This is a genomic window from Bradyrhizobium sp. UFLA01-814 (assembly GCF_046718885.1).
Classification (GTDB): domain Bacteria; phylum Pseudomonadota; class Alphaproteobacteria; order Rhizobiales; family Xanthobacteraceae; genus Bradyrhizobium; species Bradyrhizobium elkanii.
Window position 1 is genome coordinate 103,133 of sequence record NZ_JAQOSR010000003.1, and the last position, 23,807, is coordinate 126,939.

A 23,807-nucleotide genomic window follows, 5' to 3' on the forward strand; every position below is an offset into this window, starting at 1 on the left:
TGTCAGCAATTGGCCCTAACGGACCAAGAGCAACCCCTGCATCAACGTCCGCTTTACAGAAATAAGCCGGATAGGGTCGTACGAAGTCAAAATGCGCCTCGTCCGCTGACGAGAGCACGCTGTGCTCTCCGATGGTCCCGTAGAGCGTTTTGGTCTAGCATGAAGCTGGGACAGCGTTCGAACTCCCGAGTGGACGGCGATCGTGCGGTCCGACTGCGATGCTCCAGCGCGTACAACGGGCAGAGCCGCCTCTCTGCGCGGCGTCGGGTGGCCATGGGCTGTGCTGGCGTGGACCGCGCTGCTGGTGGCGATCGTCGTGTCGTTCAGGCCGACAGTCCCGGTTATCTGGGGCGACACGCCGCCCTTCGTGGAATCTGCGCTTCTTACGCTCGAGACCGGAAGGCCGACCGTGGCGGGTGGGCGCGATCCGGGTTACCCGGCGCTCCTGGCCGTGACGGTCGCGTTCGGAGGTGACCTCAGTACGGTGGTGCGGCTGCAACAGGCGGCGTGGGCCGTCCTGATGTTGGCACTTGCAGCAACTGCCCAGACGGCGACGCGCAATGCCGCTGGGCTCGTGCCGATCATCCTTGTGGCTTTGTATCCGGGCCTGCTGCTGTTCAGGCACGTCCTCACCGCAGACCTTCTCTTTGCGGTGTTCCTCAATCTGGCAGCGGCTGGGTTGCTCGTTGCCAACTGCGCCGGCAGAACGGCGCGGTGCTGCGCGGTCGCAGCCGCCGTCCTGTGTGCAGCAGTCGCGGCGTGCCTCAGGTCGCAGGGAATGCTGGTCCCAATCGCCACCGTCCTGGTGGGTGCTTGCGTCGCCCGGCCAGACACGCCCGCGCGCGTTGCCGTGATCGCCCTGTCCGTGGCGGCGGCGCTGGCCCTCCTCGCCGCCGGTTCCCGGTTCGGGGCTTCCGACTCCGACCAGTCGTCCACTGTGTTCCTCCCCAAGACACTGTTCTGCAATCACCTGAACATCGTGCTTGCAAGCGATGCAGCGCGACGCGAGATAGTGTCGGCGGCCGGCGACCGCGCCGACGCCACGATGGCACGGCTTGCCGCCGACTTTGCCGCGGAGCCGGGTCGCTGGCCCGTGCTCGGGTTCTTCGGCGACGCGTGCCTCTTCGACGCCGCACTGGATCGAGACGTCGCCGACGATACCGGGAATGCTGTCGGCGCGGCCTCAGCCTATCGCAGCATTTTCCTGGCCGCCGTGCGCGACCGGCCGCTGGCCTACGCGGGCAAATTCGTCCATCAGATGGCCTATGGAGCGTCGGTCGCATGGCCGCCGTACGGACTTGAGCCCGCCATACCGGTGTCGACCGACGACGTGCCGCTCGTGTCCGACATCATAACGCGGCACGGCCGGGCGGCTGAGCCCATCGATCTGCAAGGCGGACCGGTTCGGATCGGCCTATTGTCCGATCTCCCTGGCATCTCCGCCTATCTGTTCAAGGCGTTGTCCACCGCCTTCGTTATCGCCGTCTTATTTTGGGCGGTGACCGCCGTGTGGCGTCGGCGACCTGAGTTCTCGGCGCGCGCAGGGATCGTGGTTGTGATGTGGGCGGCTTCGATCGTGACCGCCGCCGGCGCCCACACCCTCGATGTCTGGCGATATTTGGTTCCCGCAGTGCCGATGGTGAGCCTCATGCTGTCCCTTTGCGCCGTCGAACTGGCCGCATGCCTGCGGAGGGACTAGTTGCGCCACTCGCGAGTCTCGTGTGCGCAGAAGATCCGGTCGCATCGCCTGCGCGGGACGAGTCCTGACGGGACGCCGATCGGGACAGATCGGATGACATCTCTCGCCCCGGAGGGCGCAGGGCCAAATAAGCAAGCCGCCGCAACTCGCGGTGGCCACGCACGACGGTGTCGAGAATCATTCCGCTGAACAAGCTAAGGAAGGCGAGTATCATCAGTCCTGTCGAAAGAACCGCGGTGGGCAAACGCGGCACCAAGTCGGTCTCAGCATACGTGACGGCAACAGGCACCGCGATCACGATCGAAACGAACCCGAGCACCGCGCCGGCTGTACCGAAAAAGAACATCGGCTCTTCGATTCGAAACAGCGTCAGGATTGTTGACAAGATGCGCCAACCGTCGCGGAATGTGGAGAGCTTGGACGTCGAACCTTCCGGCCGTACTTTGTAAGCAGTCACGACCTCGGCCACCGGCATGTGCAACTCCAGAGCATGGATGCTCATCTCCGTCTCTACCTCAAAACCTTCCGAGAGAGCTGGGAAGCTTTTTACGAACCGGCGCGAGAATACGCGATAGCCCGACAGGACATCGCTGAACGAGCGACCGAAGATACGCGACAACATTCCAGTGAGGATCGCATTGCCGAGGCGATGGCCTGGCCGATACGCGGTCTTGGCGATCGAACTTCGTACCCCTACCACCATGTCTAGCCGACTTTCGACCAACTCCCGTACCATCGTCGGAGCAGCCGCTGCGTCATAGGTCGCGTCGCCGTCGGCCATCACATAGACGTCGGCATCAATGTCTGCAAACATCCGGCGGACGACGTTGCCCTTTCCTGGCGTCAGTTCGGTTCGAACTATCGCGCCAGCAGCGCGAGCTACATTCACAGTGCTATCAGTCGAATTGTTATCGTAGACATAAATGACAGCGTCAGGCAAAGCCGCACGGAATGCTGTTACCGTGGCGCCGACGGCCGCCTCTTCATTGCGACAAGGAAGGATTACCGCCACACTGTGTTGCTTCATGGCCTGACCATAAGGCCTGCAGTCTGCTCATCCAGTTCGCCCGGATCCAGCCGTATGAGTCATGAGGATTTGTAAATCAACACAAGCATCCGCTGATCGTTCCGTCGCCTGCCAATTCATTGCGGCGTACAATGATCCCCCGAGGGGTTGGCCACGCGATCCTCCCGCGGCTCCCAGGTACATGCTCCGACCCCGAGCAGATGCTCGCGATGTCCGGTCCGCGACGCCGGAACGCACTCTGGGTGCGTTGGAGTGTTCGGGGCCGTCGCACACATACCGAGCTACGAGAACGCGCGCCAGAACCCCTATCAAGCTCTATCGGTACTTCATCCGGTACGACATAGCTGATCGCCCTGTGGTGGACCTGTCCAAAGCAATGCATCGTCCGTAGTTGGCATTCCCAAATGGACGTTCCGCACCATTTGGTGCATACAGTTGGCGTCACCCCTGAGTTGCTCCAATAGCACTTGGTCTCCTGCGGAACTGGCGTATCGAGGCCTACGGTGAACCGGCCGCAGATCGGCTACCTGGCTACTCGGTTCGTGTCAGTCGCCCACTCACGCAGCGCAGCAATTTCGCCGGGACAAGAACTCCAATCCAACTGTCTCCCGCCATATCCGGACTCAGCAGCCTCCGTCATCGTGGGCATGTCTGGTTCATCTTGGCTTCCGGGGATAGAACAGCTCTTCGACAGACGGTTTCGGGTCTTTGATCCGAGAGCGGTCCTTGCGATCGTTCTTCTCTGCTTCGAGCTTCTGCAGGAAGCGGAAACGCGGCGATCGGGTCGCGTGCCCTGATCGGGCGTGCTTGGTCATGCCGAAACCCTTTTGGCCGCCATGGGTCATTTGATGCCAAGCAAGGCTGTGTAGCCCATCTCTTGCGTCCAGGAGCTGCCACCGAGGCCAAGCTTCCTGCGGTTCGCCGAAAGCACGATCAAAGGATAGCCCTGATCGTCAACGCGCGCGAGGCTGGGACAGTCAGTTTGCGAGAACAGAATGCTGCACCGCGGCGGGCTGGGATGCGCAAGACATCACCAAAGCTTGCGCGCCAGTTCAGTTCAGCGGACGGGCGCCCTAACCAGGGCGTCGCGCCGGCGCAGCGCCGCTAGCAAGATTCGCCCCCAGCACCGCCTACATGCGGCGGCGTGCATCGGCCGGGGCTCGAGAGGTGCAATCCATGACGCCGAACGCGGCGTGTGTCAAAAAGGCATCCAAGACCTGTGGTTTGCAGCGATAGAATGGCCTAAGATGTGGGCACGAGCCCTCTCAGGAGCTTGAACGTGACGAGATCATCGATGTCCTCGATAAAGGAGGATCAACCATGGAGCACAGAAACGTAGATCGTAGAAGCTTTCTCAATAACCTCGGCGTGACGGTCGGCGCTGCCGCGGCAGCAACCGCGATGCCGGCCATTGCTCCCGCGTCGGCGCAGACTCCGGCGGCACCGAAAGGAAAAATTCCCGATACGCCTCTCAAGTTCGGTCACATGACCTTCTTGACGGGCCCCGGAGCAGTGCTCGGCGAGCCTTCACTCAAAGGCCATATCTTGGCGACCGAGGAAATCAACGCACAAGGCGGCATTCTCGGCAAGCGCAAGATCGAGACGATCACCGCCGACGAAGCAGCCGGCACAGACGCGAACGTGAAGGAGCTTCGCCGTATGAAGCTCTCCGAAAAGATCGACATGTTTACCGGCGTCATATCGAGCGGCAACACGCCGGCGCTCGGCCCGGTCGCCGAGGAGCTTGCCGTGCTGACGATTTTTGTCGACGGCTGCACCGACTTCCTGTGGGACAAGGCGGTGCCGAATCCAAAATACGCGTTCCGCATCACCAACATCCAGTCAGCGGACGGTGTCACTTGCGCGGTGGCGGCGGCGCAGACCTGGCCTGAGGCAAAGCGGATCGCGCACATTCACCCGGACTACAGCTATGGCCGCAATGCCTTCGACCACTTCAACATCGCGTTCGGCAAGCTTGTGCCGGGCACGCAGGTCGTCTCGGAAGGCTGGCCGAAGCTCGGCACCACCGATTTCACCGCTCACATCACCAAGGCGATGTCGTCAAATCCAGACTTGATCGTTTCGTCGGTCTGGGGCGGCGATTACGTGGCAATGTACAAGCAGGCCTTGCGTTACGGCATGTTCAACAGCGCGAAGTTTGCAAGCACGATCGCTTTTGGCGTTGCGCCGCATGCAATCGGCAAGGATCACCCGGAAGGCGTGATCGCGGGCGTGCACGCGAACTATTACTTCACCTTCCCGCCGGGAAATCGGTGGCCCGCCAACCAAAGGTTCGTCGAGAAGTACCATAAGCGCTGGAACGAGTATCCGAACTTCCAGTCGGATGGTGCGTATCACACGCTCTATATGTACAAGACTGCAGTCGAGAAAGCGAACAGACTCACAGGTGGCTGGCCGGAGGAAGAGGCGATCATCAGCCAGCTTGAAGGCATGTATTTCGAGACGGCGGCCGGTGATCTTTACATCCGTCCGGACAATCACCAGGGCTACAAGGACGCGGTGACGGGCTTCAGCAAGATCGTGCCCGAATACCCGTTCCCAATCCTGGATCCGAATCGGATGGTGACTATTCCGATCCGGAATATTACGGCGCCTCCGCACTGGCCGAAGCCGGGCAATGGTCACAACGATCCGACGGCCACCTTTAATTGGATCAAGGAGACCTGGCCGCAGGTCGCTTGAATGGTGCAGTCGAGACGGCCATGCCTTCTCGAAGGCATGGCCTTGTTCGGGTCTCCATCGAGCGGCCGGCAACGCAAACCTAACATCCACGTTGTGCGGCCACAGCGATATCCTGCAGGCACTGCCGCGATTTCGGTGGAGCGGAAAATGCCTCTGCACGCAGCTTCGCCCCGGGCGCGAATAGGCGGCTTGTTGCTGGGGCTGACATGTGCGGTTGTTATTGCGCCGCCATCGGTACGGGCCGACCACGAGGTATCGTATTTTCCCTCGTTCTACCCGCATGAAATCCGCATCGAGCCGCTCGATCCGGAAGCAGCCGCTCGCGAGTTCGCGAACAAGACCGATCCGCTGCACGTTTATGTCGGTAGCGCACCACACTTTTCCGGCCAGATTCCCGAGCATCTCAAGTCGGTCGAGTCGCTCAAGTCCCTGATCACCGTTAGCGTCAATCCGCAGTCATCGCGGCTTCAAGGCCGCGAGGCGCGCTGCCACGCCATCGAACAGGCCGCCGCTGCGCTGGCCGAGTCACCTGACGTCGTGGTTCATCCCTATCCCATCACGCCCTATCACGCCGATTATTTCGGCCACGCAGATCGGGTGTCTCCGGGCAAGGCCACGCGCACGCCAACAGATGGGGTCACGCCGACGTTCCGCCCTGGCGCCGATCCGTCTCTGCTCTCGCTGCAGGCCCCCGTCCAGGCAACCGATTGGGATGTGAGTCTCGATGAGACTTCGGTGAGCGGGTTGCTGATCGACGCAGGCGTCAGCTTCAACGATTGGCCAGCGCCACCTTGGACCAAAGAGGGATGGTTCCAGGCCTACCAGTTGCTTCGTCCGGCCCTCAGCCAGGTGAGGGATCTAGAGCAGGCCGATGAGCTCTATGGGCGCCTCACTCATAACGAGTTCAGGGATCGCGCTGGACAGCTCAACCTCGAGCGCGAGTTGCTGACAGGTTTGATCGACAGTTGCGAGCGCGCCGTGGTCGGCTATCGGCTGCGGCGGGAATTCTACTCTGACGACTTTTCCGACGGCATAGAGAATATTGCCGTGGATTCGCAATCTGGCCTGAACTCGGCCGTCTTCCTGAGGACGGTCAAGCTGAAGGATTTCCTTTGGAACGGTTCGCTGCGCATTGGTATCGATCCGCGTCCGAGCGCAGCCTGGAATCCAATCGCGGGCTTCACTGATGCGGCTGGCCGTCTGGTGTGGTCGACCATCGGCGACAACGCCTTTCTGCCGATTCCATTTAATAGCCGATGGGTCCAGAACCGCGCCGAAATCCGCGTCGCGGACGTCTCCGAGATCAAGCGGTCGGTCCGCATTCCCAACGATGCGCTGATGCCGCAATTCATGACCGGCAGACTTGGCCCGGTCGGGTCGGGCCATGGCGCGATGGCCAAAGTGCTGTATCGCCTTTCGGCGTCGAATTTCAGCGACGGTTCCGTGATGGAGGCGGCCGACTTACTTTATCCGTATGCGCTGGCATTCCGTTGGGGCGCCAGCGGGCAGGATGCGGCGACCCATGATCCGGAGATCGCCGCTGCGACGCGGCTGATACGCGAGCGGCTGCGCGGCGTGAAGCTCGTCCGGGTCGAGGAAACCTCGCGGCTGGTCGCCGATCAGACCTTCACCTATCGCAGCCCGATGATCGAGGTTTATCTCGATGACCTGACTTTCGACGAACAGGAGAATGCCCTCATCGCTCCGCCCTGGAGTTCGGTGCCGTGGCCCGTACTTGCGCTGATGGAGGCGGCGGTCGAGCGCGGCATCGCTGCCTTCTCGCGCGGCGAAGCTGAACGGCTTCGCCTGCCGTGGCTCGATCTCGTCCGCGATCCAGAACAACTGAAAACGTTCCGCGCGCTGATCAAGGAATTTGCGCAAACCGGCTACCGGCCAGCAGCGCTCGAATTGCTGGTCGGCCCGGAGACGGCGAAGGCCCGTTGGCAGCTTCTCGACCAATTCGTTGAAGCCAATGGTCATTTGCTGGTGACCAACGGGCCCTACCGGCTAAAGGCCTGGTCGCCCGAGGCGTTCGTTTTCCAGGTCGTGCGGGACTTCACCTATCCCGTCGGTCTTGGGACGTTCAACGGCTTTGCCTATCCGGCACGAGCGCTCATCGGCACAATCGAGCGCACTGGCGATCTCGTGCTGGTCAGCGCCGACGCCGAATTCGCCGTCAAGCAGCAACGCGACCATCGCCCCGTCCGCGCGCCGCTGCAGCCCGGCACACTGCGCGGCACATTGCTACCCATTCGGCCGGAATCGCACTTCTTCGTTATTGGCCAGGACGACCGGGTAGCTGCCGCCGGAAGCCTGATGCGGCAACCGGATAATCGGTTTGCGGCATCTCTGCCGACCACCCTTCAGTCCGGCATCTATGCGCTGTTTGCGGCGATCTTTCTCGACGGAAACACGATCAATCCAACAATCGGACGCATCGAACTGCGGAATGACGAGACGATTGGCAAGGCCAGGCGAACCGGGAACGAAAACGACGCGGAGGGCAAACCGTGACGATCTTCGTCATCCAGATTCTCAACTCGTTCTTTTACGCGGCGGTCCTGTTCCTTATCGCCGCGGGCCTAAGTCTGATCTACGGCGTCATGCGCATCGTGAACCTAGCGCACGGGTCGCTCTATGCGCTCGGCGCCTATGTCTCCGCCTGGATTGTCGGCAGTGCGGTCGGGCATGCGCTGGAAGGAAATCTCGGCCTGGCTGGAATGCTCCTCCTGCTTCCGCTCGGCGCCATTACTGTCGCGGCCGTCGGCGCGCTGATCGAGCCTACCCTGCTCCGCCCGCTCTATCGACGATCGGAAGAATATCACCTGCTGGTCACGTTCGGCCTGCTCATGATCCTCGAAGACGTCATGAAGCTTTTGTTCGGCCGCACGCCATTATCAGCCGGCGCGATCATGGACCGGATGGGCAGTATCCCGGTTGGTCGCCTGATGTATCCCACCTACAACCTGTTCGTCGTCGCAGTCGGGATTGCCGCCGCCATCGGACTGTGGGCGTTTATCTACCGCACCAAATTTGGCGTCATCCTGCGCGCGACCTCGCAGGATCGACGCATGGCTGCGGCGCTTGGAATCAATGTCAGTCGCGTCTATGTCCAGGCCTTCGCTATCGGCTGCTTCATGGCAGGCCTTGGTGGCGCGGTGGTGGTACCGGCGCAGGCGGCGGTCCTCGGCCTGGGTATCGATGTGCTCATTCTAGCCTTCGTGGTCGTCGTGATCGGTGGGCTCGGGAGCTTGCAAGGAGCGCTCGTCGGCGCGTTGATCGTCGCCTTCGTGCGCACCGCCGGCATTCAGTTCTTCCCCGAGATTGAGCTCGCGGTTCTCTACCTCATAGCGGCCGCGGTCCTGCTCGCCCGTCCCACCGGCTTATTCGGAAGGGCATGACGATGGTGATAGCGGACGCCCGCGGCACCTCGACCAGGCGGATTACCATCGGCTCCGCAATCGTGCTTGTGACCCTTGCGATCCTACCGCAGCTCGTCGATGTCTATCAGACGGTGCTACTGACCTACGGTCTGATCATGGCCATTGCCGCACTCGGCTTCAATCTGCTGCTTGGCTACACGGGCCTCTTGTCCTTCGGCCATTCCGCCTATTTCGGTGCCGGCGCCTATTTGGTGGCCTTCATCATGCGAGATTTCGGCGCGCGCTCCATGGAGCTGTGCATCGTCGGCGGGATGCTTGGCACGCTGATCATTGCTTCGATTTTCGGATTCGTCTGCGTGCGGCACACCCGCATTTTCTTCGGCATCCTGACACTTGCGTTGTCGCAGGTCCTCTGGAGCCTTGCCTTCAAATTCTTCTGGGTCACAGGCGGCACCGACGGCATTCGGGTCCCCTATGCCAATCTCACGCTGCTTGGCGGCCTGGTCGACTTCAAGGGAGCAGGCTCGTTCCAGCGTTTCATCTATGCCTATTATTACTATGTGCTCGCGCTGTTTGCCGTCTCCACGATCATTCTATGGGTGATCACGCATTCGCCGTTCGGCAAGGCGTTGCAGGCGATCCGCGACAACGAAACGCGCGCGCGGTTTGTTGGCATCTCGGTACGGCGCTATCGTTGGATCGCTTTCATGATTTCCGGGACCTTTACGGGACTCGCCGGAATTCTGTGGGTTCCGCTCAACGGTCTCACCACGCCCGACATTCTCTATTGGCCATTCTCCGGCGAGATCGTGTTCATGACCGTGCTGGGCGGATTCCGCTCGTTTACCGGTCCGATCGTCGGCGCAATGGCGTTCAACTACCTGAAGACTTACGCGATCGCCAGCACGGAATATTGGCAGCTTCTGCTTGGCGTCGTGCTTGTCATTTTGGTCATGGCGCTGCCCGCCGGCATCGTCGGAACGACCGCGCGGCTCGCTGCAAAGCTCGGGAGATCGACGAAATGACCCTCCTGGAGACGGTCAACCTGAAGAAATATTTCGGCGACACGCGCGCTGTCGACGATGTCAACCTGACCATTGCAGAAGGCGAGTTCATTTCCGTGGTCGGCCCCAACGGAGCCGGGAAGACTTCCCTCTGCAACGTCATCAGCGCCCAACTCAATCCCGACTCCGGAAAGATCATCTTTCGGGGTCGCGACGTGACCCATTCATCCGTGATCGAGCGCGTGCAAGCCGGCATCGCGCGCAGCTTCCAGTTGGTTAACCTGTTCGACGATCTGACGGCCTTCGACAACGTGGCGCTGACGATCTTTTCGCGCGATGGCAAAATCCGGAACATGACGGCGCTCGCCGACCGCGACCGCGAGGTCGCGATCGAAGCTGACACGATCCTCGATCAGTTCGGACTCGCTAGCAAGCGCAACGAGCCTGCGCGGGGGCTCGCGCAAGGCGAACGCAAATTGCTTGACGTGGCGCTCGCTTATGCGCTGCGGCCGAAGCTCTTGTTTCTCGATGAGCCGACCAGCGGGGTGAGCACTCGCGAGAAGGACAAGATCATGGACATCATCGCCTCGGTCGTGCGTAGCGGAGGCATCACCGCCGCGATCATCGAGCACGATATGGACGTCGTCTTCAAGTATTCCAACCGAATCGTGGTGATGCACCAGGGGGCGATTCTCGCCCAGGGCACGCCGGACGCCATCAGAAATAATGACGACGTTGCGATGATCCTGCTCGGCTCCTCCGGGCCGGACGCATTTTCACGAAAGGAATGATCGTGCTGGAGATCAAGGCGATTCACACCTACCGCGGCGCCGCTCACATCCTTAACAGCGTTTCGCTGCGCGTGGACCAACGAGAGGTCGTGTGCCTGGTCGGTCGCAACGGGGCGGGCAAGACCACGACGATCGAGAGCATTATGGGCTTCCTGCCACTGCGGGCAGGCCAGATCCTCTTTGCCAACGAGGACTTGACCAACCTTGCCCCGCATGAACGCGCCAAGCGCGGAATCGGCTATTCGCCGGAGGATTGCGGCGTCTTCCCGGAACTATCCGTCGACGACAATTTGATGATCGGCCGCTGGCTCGGAGATGAAGTGTCACGCCGGCGGGACCGAGTTGTACGTCCAGACCCGCAGACGCAGGCTTTCGGACTCTTTCCCGAAGTCCAGGGTCTACTGCAACGCCAAGGCATGTATCTGAGCGGCGGTCAGCGTAAGATGGTCGCGATCGCGCGCGCGATGATGTTGTCGCCTTCCCTCCTCCTGCTCGACGAGGCATTCGAGGGGCTGGCGCCGGTCGTGGTCAATCGGTTCACAGAAGCGGTCATGAAGATCAAGGCGCTGGGCGTCTCCATCCTGATGGCCGAATCGCATCTCGCCGCCGCGTCCCGTATCGGCGACCGGCTCTACGTGATCGATCGCGGCGAGATCATTTTCCACGGTTTGCCAAAGGAAGCGCGCACCGATGAGAGGGTGATCAAAGCTCTGCGCGGATGATGCGCATCGTCGCCCACACGATGCGAACGACGGTTTTGCTGGAATTGCATCATGAAACGCTGCGTGACGCTTGGATTTCTGTTGTCGGCCCTGACTGTGACCGGAGCAGTGCGAGGCGGTCACGAGTTGCCGGTCTATCCATCCTATTATCCGCATGAGATCGAAATCCAGACCATCGCTCCCGACGCTGCGGAGAGCCTGCTGCGACAGTCCAAGATCCACGCTTATCTCGGAAACGAGCTCAACCTTTCTGGCTCCGCGCCGGACCTGATCGCTGCCGTGGAATCGCTCGGGTCGCTGGTGACGGTCCGCATCAACCCACAATCGTCATATGCAAAGGCGGATGCGACCGCCTGCGCGGTCGCGCGCGCGGCTGCCCGAAAGATCAACTCGATGAATCCGGATGTGATCCTGCATCCCTACCCGATCACACCGCTCCACGGCGATTATTTGTACCATGTCGATCTCGCCGATGCGGCGAAGCAACGCCTGCTCTCCGACACGGAGGCTAGGCCGGCAATCCAGGATCTGAAGCTGAAGGCAGCCGACGCCGCCGCGAAGCGCTTGCTCGGCACCGAGAAGGCAGCGCCGGAATCGGATTGGGACGTTGAAATCAGGGAAACCAGCTTCCTGGAACTCACTGACTCGGCAACGACCGTGATCAACGGCTGGCTAGTCCCGCCAGGGGCGAGAAGCGGATGGTACCAAGCCTATCTCGTTCTGCGCGACGCAATCGATGCCGGGACAAGAGAGCGCGTAGAAGCTGACCTGCAACGGATCCAGTCCGGCGATGTAAACGACCCGGTCGATCGCATCAATCTGGAGCGAACGGTCGTGACAGCCCTCATCAGCGGCTGCCGTCAGGTCATCGTCGGCTATACGCTCAAGCACGAATATTTCAACGCCGAATTCTCGGCCGGGATCGAGAACATCGCTTTCGATTCCCTTACAGGCCTCAACGCAGCGATCTTCCTCCGCACGGTCAAGCTGAAGGACTTTCCCTGGAATGGCTGGCTCCGGATCGGAATCGATGCGCGACCGACATCGGCCTGGAATCCGATCACAGGCTTTTCCGACAGATTCGGACGACTGATGTGGTCCGCCGTCGCAGACCCGGCTCTGTTGCCGTCACCCTATGAGCAGGCCTGGATGGCCAATCGTATCTCGGAGATCCAGGCCTCCCCGCCCCGATGAGGAATTGCAACAATGCCTTGCAGCGCACGTTTTCGCGTATGTCTCGCCGGCGCGATGCTCGCCTGGGAGACCACAGCGACGATCATCGGAGCCGGCGCCGCGGAGCTCACATTCGACCTCCATATCGAACGTGGGCGCGTGTCGGAGAACATGTCAACCATCCGCGTCAAGCAAGGAGACGTCGTCAGGCTTCGATGGGGCACGGATCAATCAATCATCCTGCATCTGCACGGCTATGACATTGAAAGAAAGGTCGAGCCGGGCGCGATCGGCGTGATGGAATTCACCGCGCGCGTCACAGGACGGTTTCCAGTAGAAGTCCATGGGTCGCGCGAGGCCGGCGGCCAGTCTCACGGGGAAGCTCCACTTGTTCGCATCGACGTCTACCCGTAACCAGATGTGCCGGCGACGCGCCATGCCCCGTCAATGCTGGCTGTTCGCGGCTGTGACTTGGCCCATTGTGATCACACCAGCCGACGCGCACGGTTTCGGCCAGCGTTATGATCTCCCCTTGCCGTTATCGCTGTATCTTTTCGGCGGTGCCGCCGCGGTCGTGTTCTCTTTCGTCGTCGTCGGCCTGTTCGTACGGACCACGCCGCCGGCACGCGACGTTTCGCAGATTGATTTGTTCGACTACCCGCTCGGAAAAGTCGTCGCGGCGTTGGGCGTTCCGCTCAAGCTGGCCGCTCTCGTCCTGTTTGCCGCAATGCTGGCGGCGGGCTCCTTCGGCGATCAAAATCCTTACCGCAATCTCGCGCCAACCCTCGTCTGGATCATCGCTTGGGTGGGCCTTGCCTATATTTCGGCGTTCGTCGGAAATGTCTGGCCACTCATCAATCCATGGCGGACTGTCTTCGACGGAGTGCAGACGGCGTACAGGCACATTTGCGGGCGCAGGCTTGCACTCGACAAGCCGTATCCCCACGCACTCGGTGTCTGGCCCGCAGTGCTGTTGCTGCTGGCCTTCTCCTGGATTGAGCTCGTTTATCCGACCCCCGCGGTGCCATCGCACCTAGCTTTCTTCGCACTTGGCTATTCGATACTGACCTGGAGCGGCATGTTCCTGTTCGGCAGTGAGACCTGGCTGCGGCACGGCGAGCTCCTCACCGTTGTATTTGGCACTTTCGCCCGCTTCGCTCCAACGGAGCTGCGTACCGCGCAGCCCAAACCACAATTTCTGTTGCGAGGTTTTGGAGCGGGCTTGACCCGTCGCGAGCAGATTTCGTCATCCATGACGGCATTTGTGCTGCTGCTCCTGTCGAGCGTTCTTTACGACGGCCTGATTGCGACTCCCGAATGGTCGGTCGCGGAATCCGTGATCATCGCGCGTTTATCTGATGTCGTCGAGTTCGGCCCGGTGGCAATACGAAGTATCGCTCTGGTTGGGTTCTGGCTTCTCTTCCTGTCAGCCTATTGGATGGTGAGCATCGTCATGAGCGCGGTGACGGAGTGGCATTTTTCACCGCGGCAGATTGCCCAGAGCTTCGCCCTCACGCTGATCCCAATCGCACTCGGCTATCACCTTGCGCATTACCTCGTGTACTTTCTGGTCCAGGGGCAATACATCGTTCCGCTGCTTTCCGATCCCTTCGGCTACGGCTGGAACCTGTTTGGGACCGCGAGCTACCGGCCGAACATTGCCATCGTTGGCGCCCGCTTCGCCTGGTACACGGCGCTCACGGCCGTTCTTCTCGGGCACATCGCGGCAGTCTATCTTGCGCATGTGCAGGCGATGCAGACATTTGCCGCGCGCAAGCTCGCGTTAGCCTCGCAGATCCCGCTCACCGCGCTGATGGTGGCCTACACCTTCGTCAGTCTGTCGATCCTGGCCGAGCCGATCGTCGAGCGCAGCAGGCCGTCCGCGCAACCATCAGCGGTGGCAGAGAACATGATTGCGATCCCCCAGGACGCCGTCCTGCCTGATCTGGACAGCGGCCGCCTCGAGGCCATCGGGCCTGGCAAATTCGCCAAGACGAAACTCGTCTATCGTCTGCTCGGATCCGCATTCCACGACGGAACGAAGATGACGACTGCCGATCTGCTCTACCCCTACATCTTCGCATATCGCTGGGGCATTCGTAGCGACGGCCGCGAGACGCACTACGATCAATCAATCGATGCCTCGACCGCGCCGATACGCCGCCAGCTTGCCGGATTGCGCGTCGTGGGCAGCGAAAGCGCATCCAAATCCTTTAGGGTCGGCGACGTCGATTTCCACCGCGAAGTGTTCACGATCGAGGTCTATACGACCAGCGCACAGGCGAGCGCAGAGCGTGAGGCGGTCCCGGCGCCGCCCTGGAGCACGCTGCCCTGGCATCTCCTTGTTCTGATGGAAGAAGCAGTCGGCCGGAACTGGACGGCATTTTCGCAGACAGAAGCCATTCGCCGCGGCGTCGAATGGCTGGACCTCGTCCGCTCGCAAGAATTGAATGCACGGTTCGCGGCCTTGACCGAGAGCCTCGAGCGTGAAGGCTACCGGCCCGAAGCGTTGCGCCCGCTCGTTGGTGTTGACGAGGCACGTCGGCGGTGGGCGGCGCTCTCCGCGTTCTACAAGGCCAATGGCCATTTTCTGGTGACCAACGGGCCCTACCAGCTCAAGAGCTGGTCGAATGACAGCGTCGTGCTCTCCGCGTTCCGGGACTTGAGCTACCCGCTGGGCGTGGGCTCCTATGACTCTTACGCGATCCCACGTCGCGGATTTATCACCGTGGTGGATACGACAGGCGATGGGGTCCGATTGTCGGGCGACATCGAAATGATCGACAAGTTTCAGCGCAGGTACCGGCTTAAGCGCGTACCGCTCTCATCCATACCGCCGGATGTGCTGAAACGAACGCCGGCGGAATGCCGGTTCGTGGTCGTCGACGATCAAAAGCGTGTCATGCTCGCTGGCGCTGCCCCTCTTGGCGAAAGCTCCTCGTTCCAATTCGATTTCAAGAACCGGTTGCCGGTCGGCCGTTACACGATGTTCGCAACCATTACGCTCAACGGCAATGTCATGAATGCTGATATTCGCCAGATACCGATCGTCGTTTCCTCCCCATAAAATGCGAAGAATCACGGTCCGAGTAAGCGCTTCCTGGAAAAGGTCGTTGCTCGACGAACAGCGTGCCGCTGCCCGACCTGCCGATCTCAGACGAGATTGAGCTGTTGCGGCTTTCACCCTGCTTCTGAGCACACCGCCGCGCCTGAACCGATTGCCGCGCCACCATCGAGCGAACGATATCGTAGAAATCGTAGGCCGGCGTACAAAATCTGAGCCCATGTTGGCGGGGAGGGAATTGCCCCCCCGACCCGAACCATCCGGTTCTGGTTCTGCAGCAAGCGGTACCATGCGGCGACAGCCAGAATAGATTGTCCGTTCTGCTCGCCCTAATATCCTATTCTACGACGAGCACGTAATCGACCTGTACCGTCGGATGTGCGCGCTGTATCGCATGGGGTGAAGATACCGAAACAAAGGAAAGGTCGCACAGCGGTCTAGCCGTGCAACGTCCGACCATAAAAAACGTCGCACGAGACCCATTTGTTCTCGGCGACCACTCCGCGAAGGCCTTGGAAAATATGAATTTTCCTTTGGTGGGCGCACCAGGGCTCGAACCTGGGACCCGCTGATCAAGAGTCCAATTACGCCACCAATATTTCAATGGCTTAACTTCTAAATGTCGGACAGAGCACCGAAGGAAAACCAATCACATACGAGCGGATCTCTAAATGAAAGCCGTTGCCAGGGACAAGCATCTCGGTCATTCGGGCAGCCCCGCTTGCCGCAATCCTTCTTCATATCGCGCGACGTCCTCAGCACGCCGATAAGGGCCAAGAATGTCCTTGAGATTGGAAAGGCGCAGCGTGGGGCTCAGTTCTCGCAGCCGAGCCACTACCTTGTTTGCTTGCTCCGGCCGACCGGCCATTGCGTTGCTTGCGGCGGCGATGCGTAGTCCAGGTTGATAGTCCGGACTGCACTGCAATGCCATGGTCGCCCATGATGCCGCTTCGTCATAGCGGTCCAAAAGAAATGCGCATACGCCGTCCCGGCCCGCATTGCCATCAGCCACGGATCAAGTGGACTCAGACGAAGGGCACGCGCGAAGCGCTCGATTGCCGCTTCCGGCTCGCCCAGCCAGATTTTGACCCAGCCGCCGAAATTCCATGCCTCGGCCAAATTGGAATTAAGCGCAAGCGCGCGATCGACCAGGCCGGCGTCCACCCCGACATCCCCAACAACAAACGCCAACGCATTCCCGCTAGCGGAGAGCGCGGTCGCGTCATCCTTACCCAACTCGACTGCCCGTTGGGTGAGCTTCTTCACTTCGGCAATCGCGTGCGCTGTGTCCGGAATCCAGCCATTGATCCTGGCAACGAGATAGCAAAAGGCTGCACGACCGTAGGCGGTGGCAAATTCCGGATCGAGCACGATCGCGCTGTTGAACAGGCGCAATGCTTCGCCGTTGGCTTGCCGGTTACCAAACTGATGAAGCCGGGCCAGACCGCGCAAATAGAGAGCATAGGCGTCGAGACTAGCGGTCGGCTTGCGCTTGGCGCGCGCTCGATCTCGGCTTTTTCCACCGCAGGCGCGATCGCCCCGACCACGCTCTCAGTCACCTGGTCCTGCAAATTGAAGATATCGCCGAGCTCACCATCAAACCGATCGGCCCAAATATGTGCTCCGGTAGCGGTATCGACGTCGTTGCAGCGATGAGCGCCATCGCAAGAGCGACCGCAAATAGGATCAGCGCGGCTCGGTGATTGGTCATTGCAACGCACTCCAACCCCAACCGGTTCAACGCCGCCCCGCAAGTTCGGGTTCCCTATTCCGCTCACTCCTAGGGGCGGTCTATTCTTCGGCGTGGCCTCTCTGCAACAGGGCTCCGGCACGAAGTATCGCGATAGGTCCTCGCCCCGGTGGTAGCCCTCGCCCACGGCGCACGCAGTCCCGCTAGAAACGGATCATCTTCGGACGGAACCACGAAATCGACGGTCATCCACTGAATTGCGCCCGAGACCCGTTGTTTATCGTAGTCGTATTCAAACTGAACAACCCAATCCCGTTCACGCAGCAAATTCTTCTTATCGACTCCGGTATAGTTCGTTGGCTCGTCCCTGCCATAAGTGCTTTTCAGCCTATTCGTAGCGGCCTCAGGAACCCTTTCGATGTTACCAAAGTAGTCGCACTTTCCATGGAGTCCGTGCGGCTGGGTTGTGAGCATACCAATCGAGGTACTTGTTTTGCTGCCATCGATCACGGCCCCCTCATGGCCTTCTTGCGCCTAAATGGGCGACAAGACTCATTGCTAACCAGTGACTTTACCGACTTTGGCAATAGATTGCGTACAAGATTTTCGTCGGAGGCCACTGAGTGTCACGTCACCAACGATTGGAGGGTGCGTCCAACAACGCCCCTCTTCTCTCGTTACCGCTGGTGCCCAAGTCCGATTCCGAGATGCAACGCCTTCTGCCGTAGAGCACCCACGGTGCGTTTAGTCAGCTTGGCTATTTTCACGACAGGCGTACGCGCCTTGGAGTGGGCCTTAAGGTCTTTGATATCTGCCTTGGTCCACTCGCGCCGCTTCACGCGTTTCTTCGTTGCTTTCTTCGCCATAATGGCTCCTTTGAGTTAGGAGCGGCTTGTAGCACAGGTTCTTAGCGAAACAATGATAAGCACTTCGTTCGCTTCGCCTGTGTCTCACTCTCCCATCGAACCTGACTTCGCCATGACCGTCGCATACGATCGGCAGCGCTACATGACTTCGAATTATCAGATGTACAATCAGGCGCGATTGATCAATCAAAATCCACTATCGAATCAACTTGAAGCAAAGGCCGACTTGGTAGGCTGTTGCTTCAGGGTGGGCGGCACGTAGCAGTCGCAAGCCTGGCAACGGTGTGTAACGCGGGTGTTCTCTACCTCGTTGCAACCGACCTGCAATCTGAAACGAACGTTCGTCGAAGCGTCAGCAAAGCCAAGCTGCCGACCTAGCCACTGCCGAGCAAAAGCACCCGGCAGTCGATGATCTGTCCCGGATCTGAGAGGTCACCCTTACTAACTCTTGAAGTTTGCTGTCGGCGCATTCCAGACGCCCAGCTCAGACTTCAATCAAGGCATAGGGTCGACCGGTAGGCTTCTCAACTGATCGGGCCACGTTGTAGACCCGTGCGCCTCCGGGTGTTCGGCCTTCATAGCGACCCTGATGAGCATGGCCGTGCACCACCGCGCTCACTTTGAATCGATCGATGGTTTCGCCGAGACGTGACGAGCCAAGGAACGGAAGAATCTCCGGTGGCTCGCCTTCGACCGTATCGGGAATCGGCGCATAGTGAAGAACGACCACAGCCTGCTTGCTCGCCACCGCGCGCATCGCATTTTCCAGGCGTGTCGCCTCGTTGACGGCTTCCGCGACCAAGTCCTTGACAACGGCCTCGCCGAACGAAGCAAGCATGCGACGGCCGAAGCCGCCGATGAAGCCCTTCACCCCGACGAAGGCAATGCCGTTGATTTCGTACGATTGCCCGTTGAGCAGGTGCATCCCGGCGCCCTTCAAAACGCGCTTTACATCTTCAGTCTGGCCGGATTCGTAGTCGTGATTTCCGAGCACGCCGACAACGGGAATGGAGCAGGCACGCAAATCCTCTGCCAGAAGTTTCGCTTCGGACGGCTTGCCGAGGTCAGTGAGATCGCCGCAAAGGACGAGCACCTGGGCCTTGGTCGAGATCTCGGCAAAGAGCTCCCGGAAAGACAATGTGCGGTCCTCCTTCACGTGGAGATCGCCAATGGCAGCGAAGGTGAATTTGTCAGGGTTTTCGGGCATCGCGCTACTCATTGCCCTCGCCTGCGTCTACAAAACCCCATTCCTCAACGGCTGGCTCATAATCGACCAGCGAAAACAGCCGGCCCCGACATATCTTCACGCGCGGAGGAGGACGCTCGAGCTGGGTCTTCAGGCGGGCGACCAGTTCGTCCATCAGCCAGCGCGGTACGCAATCGCGCTCGCTCGGATAGGCCCAGCGGAAGTTGAGTAAATGTGCCAGGAGCACCTCCCAATGCAACTCCATGTAGGCAAGCAGACGCAGCCAGTCTATCTGATCGTGCTGCTTGAGAATGACATGCGCGATGTCCGCGCCGTCGTAACGGTGCCGCAACTGGACGAAGGCCTTGGACCAGATCAACTCCGTCGGGGCGATGACGCGCGTCGGCGTGCCGAACACCTTGACCTGCGGCGCGGATTCGAACCACTGGTCGTTCACGGGAGCCATGCCCTGCCAGAACGCGAAGATCACATCGAAGAAATGCTCGTCCTGAAAGACTTTGCCGAGCCAGCGCTCGTCCTCGATTGCGACAGTGTATCCGAGGTTCTGAAAGTGGTCGAGAACACGGGGACAGTCAGTCGGCTTGCACACGATATCGAGATCTTTGGTCGCGCGCGCCACACCGGTATAGGCCCTAAGCGCATACGTGCCAGCCAAGAGAAACGGGAGATCGAGCTTCGCGAGCTCGCGCAAGGCCTCGGCGTAGAACAGCTCAGCGCGGGCCGATGACGCAGTCGGCTCGGCGGCCGCATCGACCGTCCCTATTGATCCAGTGATCGTTCTGATCTCCTTGACCATGAACAATTAATCCAAGCTCGTCAGCTTCGGCCATTAGGGTGCCTGTCGGACAATTGACTAGACCATGCAAAGTTCCTTCGCGGGAGATCCTACGGGCAACAAAGGCCCGGCGCCGTTTGATGGAGTCGAGATGTGGGCGCGGTGGCTTTAGGCTGCACACATCTGTTGCCCCCTCCTTCGTCTGGCGGTGCCTTAGTGATGTAGCCGTGACTCCGTTTCCACATCCTGCTCGTCGAACCGGACAGGCAGCTCTCCCGCTTCCATCTCTCGGACTAGAGCTCACGCCTTCGCCCACGGCCGATCGCGGCCAAGCGCGGTTAGACGTAGAGCCCAAAGAGGGTGCGAGAGTGGATAGGTCCCGCCTTTGCGTCGTCACGAAGCGAGTGCCGAGACTTCGCTCGAGACTGAGAATCTTCCATCCCAGACGAATCGGCGCCTGTACAGGTTAGCCAGCAATGGCGAGACCGGTGGACCCTGCAGGATGCCGCGGTCGAGCATGTCTTCCTTCCTAGATCGTCGGTTTCTTCCACAGGACATTCCAGCCCCATCTTGATCAGATTCAGCACGCGCCGATCCACGATCCGGCGCGCCACCGATGAGAAGGTCGGCACGCGGAATGCTCCCGAGGGAGGCCGCAAGGTCGGCGTCGACGACTTCCGGGTGACCATGGAACAGCAACGCTTGACCCAATTTGAACATTAACAGTTCGGCAAGAGCCGCAACCATCCGGGTTCAAAAGCGTTCGTGCTCATCACCGCACTGTCCTTCGGTGATGAGAACGCCAATTGCGCTCCCGCCCTTGCCGGAATCGGAAAAGGAGCGCCGTCATGAAAAGACGGCGTTTTCAATCTAACACTCCTACCGAGTGAACACTTGGAAGAAAAGGCCGTGCGTTTGCGCAAGGAAGCGCAGGGTATCCTGCCCGGTGTCGAGCGCGCGAAGCTAATTCGCCAGGCACGTAAGGCCGAAGCTGCTGCTCGCATGCAGGATGGCTTTCCTCCTCTGGCCTACAGCCACCCAAATAGCGCCATGTCGCAACCTAAACGGACCTCTCAAGAAGCGGCAAAAATCCCCTGTGGCACACCGAGGAGGTAACAATATGAAGCAACACATCCCCGACGAATTTTCCACCAAGTTGATCGACTGCAGTCCGATCACGGGCAACGCGATGCCACCCAGAAATCCGGAGGAAGAAGAGGACGAGGAGGAAGAGGAACAGGAAGAGGAGCGCGCCGATGAACCGCCGGTCGTGCGCGAGCCGGACGAAAACTAGAATGAACGACGGAGCGATCAGCTCACGACAGCATCGGCGATATTCCAGGCCGAGATGTTGAATCTTCCAGCCACTATCACTGCCTTCCAGCGCGCGCACTTCGGGCAATATAGGCTGCGAATTCGTTCGGTTCTTACCGTCCGCCAGCGAAATGAGTTTGGACAGTGCGGCTGCCAGATTACTACGCTTGTGGTCATAGGCATTTGAGCGTTGAATTCGTCGCGTCGTGTGCGGCTGCGATGCAATTTTTGAGCGAGGCGAGCCGAGTGTGGCGAGCCGGCAAGGTAAACTGTTCTGAAGCAGCAGCCTCGATGTAGGCAACGAACAGCACGCGCTTCGATCTTGGAACAGGGAGGAGAACGATGAGCACTTGGCTTAGTGAGCGAGAGCAGCGCCTCGTCGCGGGTGCCGAGGCGGCATCGGCAGCAACGCCGATTCCCACCCAAATTGTTTCCAACGGTGAGTATCTCCCGCCCCCGCAGAGCACCATACAAAAGAAGGTGGAGGCGCGGATCAACGAGCTCGCCGACTTGAACGGCAAGCGTCTTAGCTTAAGCCGCAGGCAGTTCCTACACACGAGCTGCGGCATGGCGGCGGCCTTCCTCGCCATGAACGACGTTTACGGCAATGTTTTCCAAGTCGCGCCTGCAGAAGCCCGCGAGCCCGAGCTGATGCTGGCGCGCGCGCAAGGCCTCGCCGACCAGTTCATCTTCGACGTCCAGACCCATTTCGTGCGCGATGACTTCGACCACAAGGAGCTCTTGGGTCTCGGCGAGTTCGCGAGCCAGCACTGGAACCCGAAGATGAAAGAGGAAGGCGTTTCCTCACTCGCCCGCTACAAGTTCCAGAACTATGTGAAAGAGGTTTACTACGACAGTGACACCAATATAGCGCTCTTGAGTGGTGCGCCGTTCGACGATCCGAGCTGGTGGCTTCTGTCCAACGAGCAGATTGTGAAGGCGCGCGAACTCATCAACGAGTTCGCCGGCTCGCGCCGGCTCTTGGCCCACAGCGTCATCACCCCCAAGCAGCCCGGCTGGATGGAGGAGGTCGACAAAGCGATCGAGGTCTACAAGCCGGATTCCTGGAAGTCCTACACGATCGGCGATCCGCTGGCGCCCTCCAAGTTCCCATGGCGGCTCGACGACGTGCAGGTGATGTATCCGTTCTACGAAAAGGCGGTGAAGGCCGGCATCAATACGCTGTGCATCCACAAGGGGCTGCTGCCCCCCGATTACGAGAAGTCGTTCGCCGGCGTGTGGGAATACGCAACCGCTTGGGACATCGGAAAGGCTGCCAGGGATTGGCCGCAGATGAACTTCGTGATCTATCACTCGGCACTACGGCCGTTCCTCGAGCTGCCAGACAAGGCGTGGGCGGAGTTCGAGGAAACCGGCCGCATCCAATGGGCCTCGGATCTAGCGGAGATCCCGCAGAAGTTCGGCGTCACCAATGTCTATGCCGAGCTCGGCACGTCCTTTGCCAACTCGGCGGTGGCGCATCCGAAGTTCTGCGCCGCGCTGGTCGGCACGCTGATCAAAGGCATGGGGGTCGACCACGTGATGTGGGGCACTGACTCGGTCTGGTATGGCTCACCGCAGTGGCAGATCGAGGCGCTTCGCCGGCTCGAAATCCCGGAGGAGATGCAGAAGAAGTACGGCTTTGCGCCACTCGGCGACGCCAACAGCGCGACCAAGCAGCTGATCTTCGCGGGTAACGCAACCAGGTTTTACAAGATTAAGCTGAAGGCGGCCGATAACACCAGGATGCCTGCCTTTTCTGAGGATCGCCTCGCGGCGCTCAAGAACGAGTACACCCAAGCTGCGAAGCACCCCTCGAACCTCCGCTACGGCTACGTTCGCGCCGCCTAAGTGCCAACGGCTGCGGCGGCGGAGCGGCACGCTTCGCCGCCGCAGTGAACGCGGCCTTGCCGGGTTAGGGATATCGATCGTCAAATCCAACTTCGGCTTCGGGGTCAAACCGGCGGTCGAGGAGTCTGAACGCTGGGAACACCGTTACATCAGAGCGCGAACACGCCGAGACGACTGGCACCTGTGTGCGTTCATGATCGCGAATATCCCTCCTGGCGCGGATATCCCGATGACGAGGACCGCCTCCCGCGACCGCCGCTCCGAGTCGATCCCGATTATTTCTGGCGGCGGCTGAATTGAGCATTGACGCCATGAGACTCCACCGTGCCGCTGTCCTCATCGGCCGCGCCCGTGCAAGTGGCCACGCAGGTGGCGCCGCGCAGGAATTCCAGCTCGAGGACGTGCCCGCAGCCGCCAGCGTTCCGATCGCACAGATCAAACCGCGCACGGTCATCTTCTCAGACCAACGCAACGACAAGCTCGCCGATTCCTCGACCGGGCTCATTCCTTTCGACGATTGGGCCCGCTCACGTCCGGT

The 23,807-nt window shown here is 60.2% G+C and carries 18 protein-coding genes and 1 pseudogene; 14 read left to right on the forward strand and 5 right to left on the reverse strand.

Going from position 1 to position 23,807, the window contains the following annotated elements:
* The first annotated feature begins 280 nt into the window (after nt 1-280).
* Nucleotides 281-1,699: a hypothetical protein gene (locus PMN64_RS01850; protein WP_411779444.1), complete on the forward strand. Its 1,419-nt coding sequence runs from the start codon at nt 281-283 to the stop codon at nt 1,697-1,699.
* On the opposite strand, the gene PMN64_RS01855 is transcribed toward PMN64_RS01850, so the two are convergent.
* The gene (locus tag PMN64_RS01855; protein ID WP_411779445.1) at nt 1,647-2,726 is read right to left on the reverse strand and encodes a glycosyltransferase family 2 protein; all 1,080 of its coding nucleotides are present in this window, start codon (nt 2,724-2,726) and stop codon (nt 1,647-1,649) included. The two genes, PMN64_RS01850 and PMN64_RS01855, sit on opposite strands and share 53 nt — an antisense overlap.
* Nucleotides 2,727-4,046: 1,320 nt before the next feature.
* Here PMN64_RS01855 and PMN64_RS01860 point away from each other — a divergent pair.
* The 9 genes from PMN64_RS01860 to PMN64_RS01900 all read left to right on the forward strand — a co-directional run bounded on the left by PMN64_RS01860 (nt 4,047) and on the right by PMN64_RS01900 (nt 15,569).
* Nucleotides 4,047-5,429: an ABC transporter substrate-binding protein gene (locus PMN64_RS01860; RefSeq protein WP_411779446.1), complete on the forward strand. Its 1,383-nt coding sequence runs from the start codon at nt 4,047-4,049 to the stop codon at nt 5,427-5,429.
* Between the two features lie 147 nt (nt 5,430-5,576).
* Nucleotides 5,577-7,943: a hypothetical protein gene (locus PMN64_RS01865; RefSeq protein WP_411779447.1), complete on the forward strand. Its 2,367-nt coding sequence runs from the start codon at nt 5,577-5,579 to the stop codon at nt 7,941-7,943.
* The gene (locus tag PMN64_RS01870) at nt 7,940-8,830 is read left to right on the forward strand and encodes a branched-chain amino acid ABC transporter permease (RefSeq protein WP_411779448.1); all 891 of its coding nucleotides are present in this window, start codon (nt 7,940-7,942) and stop codon (nt 8,828-8,830) included. Before PMN64_RS01865 ends, PMN64_RS01870 begins: the two co-directional genes overlap by 4 nt.
* Nucleotides 8,831-8,832: 2 nt before the next feature.
* The gene (locus PMN64_RS01875; protein ID WP_411779450.1) at nt 8,833-9,837 is read left to right on the forward strand and encodes a branched-chain amino acid ABC transporter permease; all 1,005 of its coding nucleotides are present in this window, start codon (nt 8,833-8,835) and stop codon (nt 9,835-9,837) included.
* On the forward strand, nt 9,834-10,607 hold the full coding sequence (locus tag PMN64_RS01880) for an ABC transporter ATP-binding protein (protein WP_411779452.1): 774 nt from the start codon (nt 9,834-9,836) through the stop codon (nt 10,605-10,607). The genes PMN64_RS01875 and PMN64_RS01880 overlap by 4 nt, the downstream gene beginning before the upstream one ends.
* A 2-nt stretch (nt 10,608-10,609) precedes the next feature.
* A complete protein-coding gene (locus PMN64_RS01885) occupies nt 10,610-11,329 on the forward strand; it encodes an ABC transporter ATP-binding protein (protein ID WP_411779454.1) in 720 nt (239 codons plus the stop codon).
* Nucleotides 11,330-11,380: 51 nt separating this feature from the next.
* Entirely contained in the window at nt 11,381-12,523 is a 1,143-nt protein-coding gene (locus tag PMN64_RS01890; protein ID WP_411779455.1) for a hypothetical protein, read from the forward strand.
* Between the two features lie 54 nt (nt 12,524-12,577).
* The gene (locus tag PMN64_RS01895) at nt 12,578-12,916 is read left to right on the forward strand and encodes a hypothetical protein (protein ID WP_411779457.1); all 339 of its coding nucleotides are present in this window, start codon (nt 12,578-12,580) and stop codon (nt 12,914-12,916) included.
* The gene (locus tag PMN64_RS01900) at nt 12,891-15,569 is read left to right on the forward strand and encodes a hypothetical protein (RefSeq protein ID WP_411779459.1); all 2,679 of its coding nucleotides are present in this window, start codon (nt 12,891-12,893) and stop codon (nt 15,567-15,569) included. The genes PMN64_RS01895 and PMN64_RS01900 overlap by 26 nt, the downstream gene beginning before the upstream one ends.
* Nucleotides 15,570-16,400: 831 nt before the next feature.
* Here PMN64_RS01900 and PMN64_RS01905 read toward each other — a convergent pair.
* The 4 genes from PMN64_RS01905 to PMN64_RS01920 form a co-directional block, all read right to left on the reverse strand.
* Nucleotides 16,401-17,018 (reverse strand): tetratricopeptide repeat protein, encoded by a 618-nt coding sequence (locus tag PMN64_RS01905; protein ID WP_411779461.1) that lies wholly within the window; start codon nt 17,016-17,018, stop codon nt 16,401-16,403.
* A gap of 915 nt (nt 17,019-17,933) precedes the next feature.
* Nucleotides 17,934-18,122: a hypothetical protein gene (locus PMN64_RS01910; RefSeq protein WP_139860943.1), complete on the reverse strand. Its 189-nt coding sequence runs from the start codon at nt 18,120-18,122 to the stop codon at nt 17,934-17,936.
* 484 nt (nt 18,123-18,606) lie between these two features.
* On the reverse strand, nt 18,607-19,341 hold the full coding sequence (locus tag PMN64_RS01915) for a metallophosphoesterase family protein (RefSeq protein WP_411779463.1): 735 nt from the start codon (nt 19,339-19,341) through the stop codon (nt 18,607-18,609).
* Nucleotides 19,334-20,125, reverse strand: a complete 792-nt coding sequence (locus tag PMN64_RS01920) for a nucleotidyltransferase family protein (RefSeq protein ID WP_411779465.1) — start codon at nt 20,123-20,125, stop codon at nt 19,334-19,336. Before PMN64_RS01920 ends, PMN64_RS01915 begins: the two co-directional genes overlap by 8 nt.
* A gap of 873 nt (nt 20,126-20,998) precedes the next feature.
* Here PMN64_RS01920 and PMN64_RS01925 point away from each other — a divergent pair.
* From PMN64_RS01925 to PMN64_RS01940, 4 genes and pseudogenes are all read left to right on the forward strand, one after another.
* Nucleotides 20,999-21,220, forward strand: coding sequence for a hypothetical protein (locus tag PMN64_RS01925; RefSeq protein WP_411779467.1), 222 nt, complete (start codon nt 20,999-21,001; stop codon nt 21,218-21,220).
* 4 nt (nt 21,221-21,224) lie between these two features.
* Entirely contained in the window at nt 21,225-21,398 is a 174-nt protein-coding gene (locus tag PMN64_RS01930) for a hypothetical protein (RefSeq protein WP_411779469.1), read from the forward strand.
* Nucleotides 21,399-21,760: 362 nt separating this feature from the next.
* Complete coding sequence (locus tag PMN64_RS01935; RefSeq protein ID WP_411779471.1) at nt 21,761-23,269, forward strand: amidohydrolase family protein; 1,509 nt, start codon at nt 21,761-21,763, stop codon at nt 23,267-23,269.
* A 296-nt stretch (nt 23,270-23,565) separates the two neighbouring features.
* Nucleotides 23,566-23,807: pseudogene (locus PMN64_RS01940) on the forward strand (hypothetical protein); the annotation flags it as partial.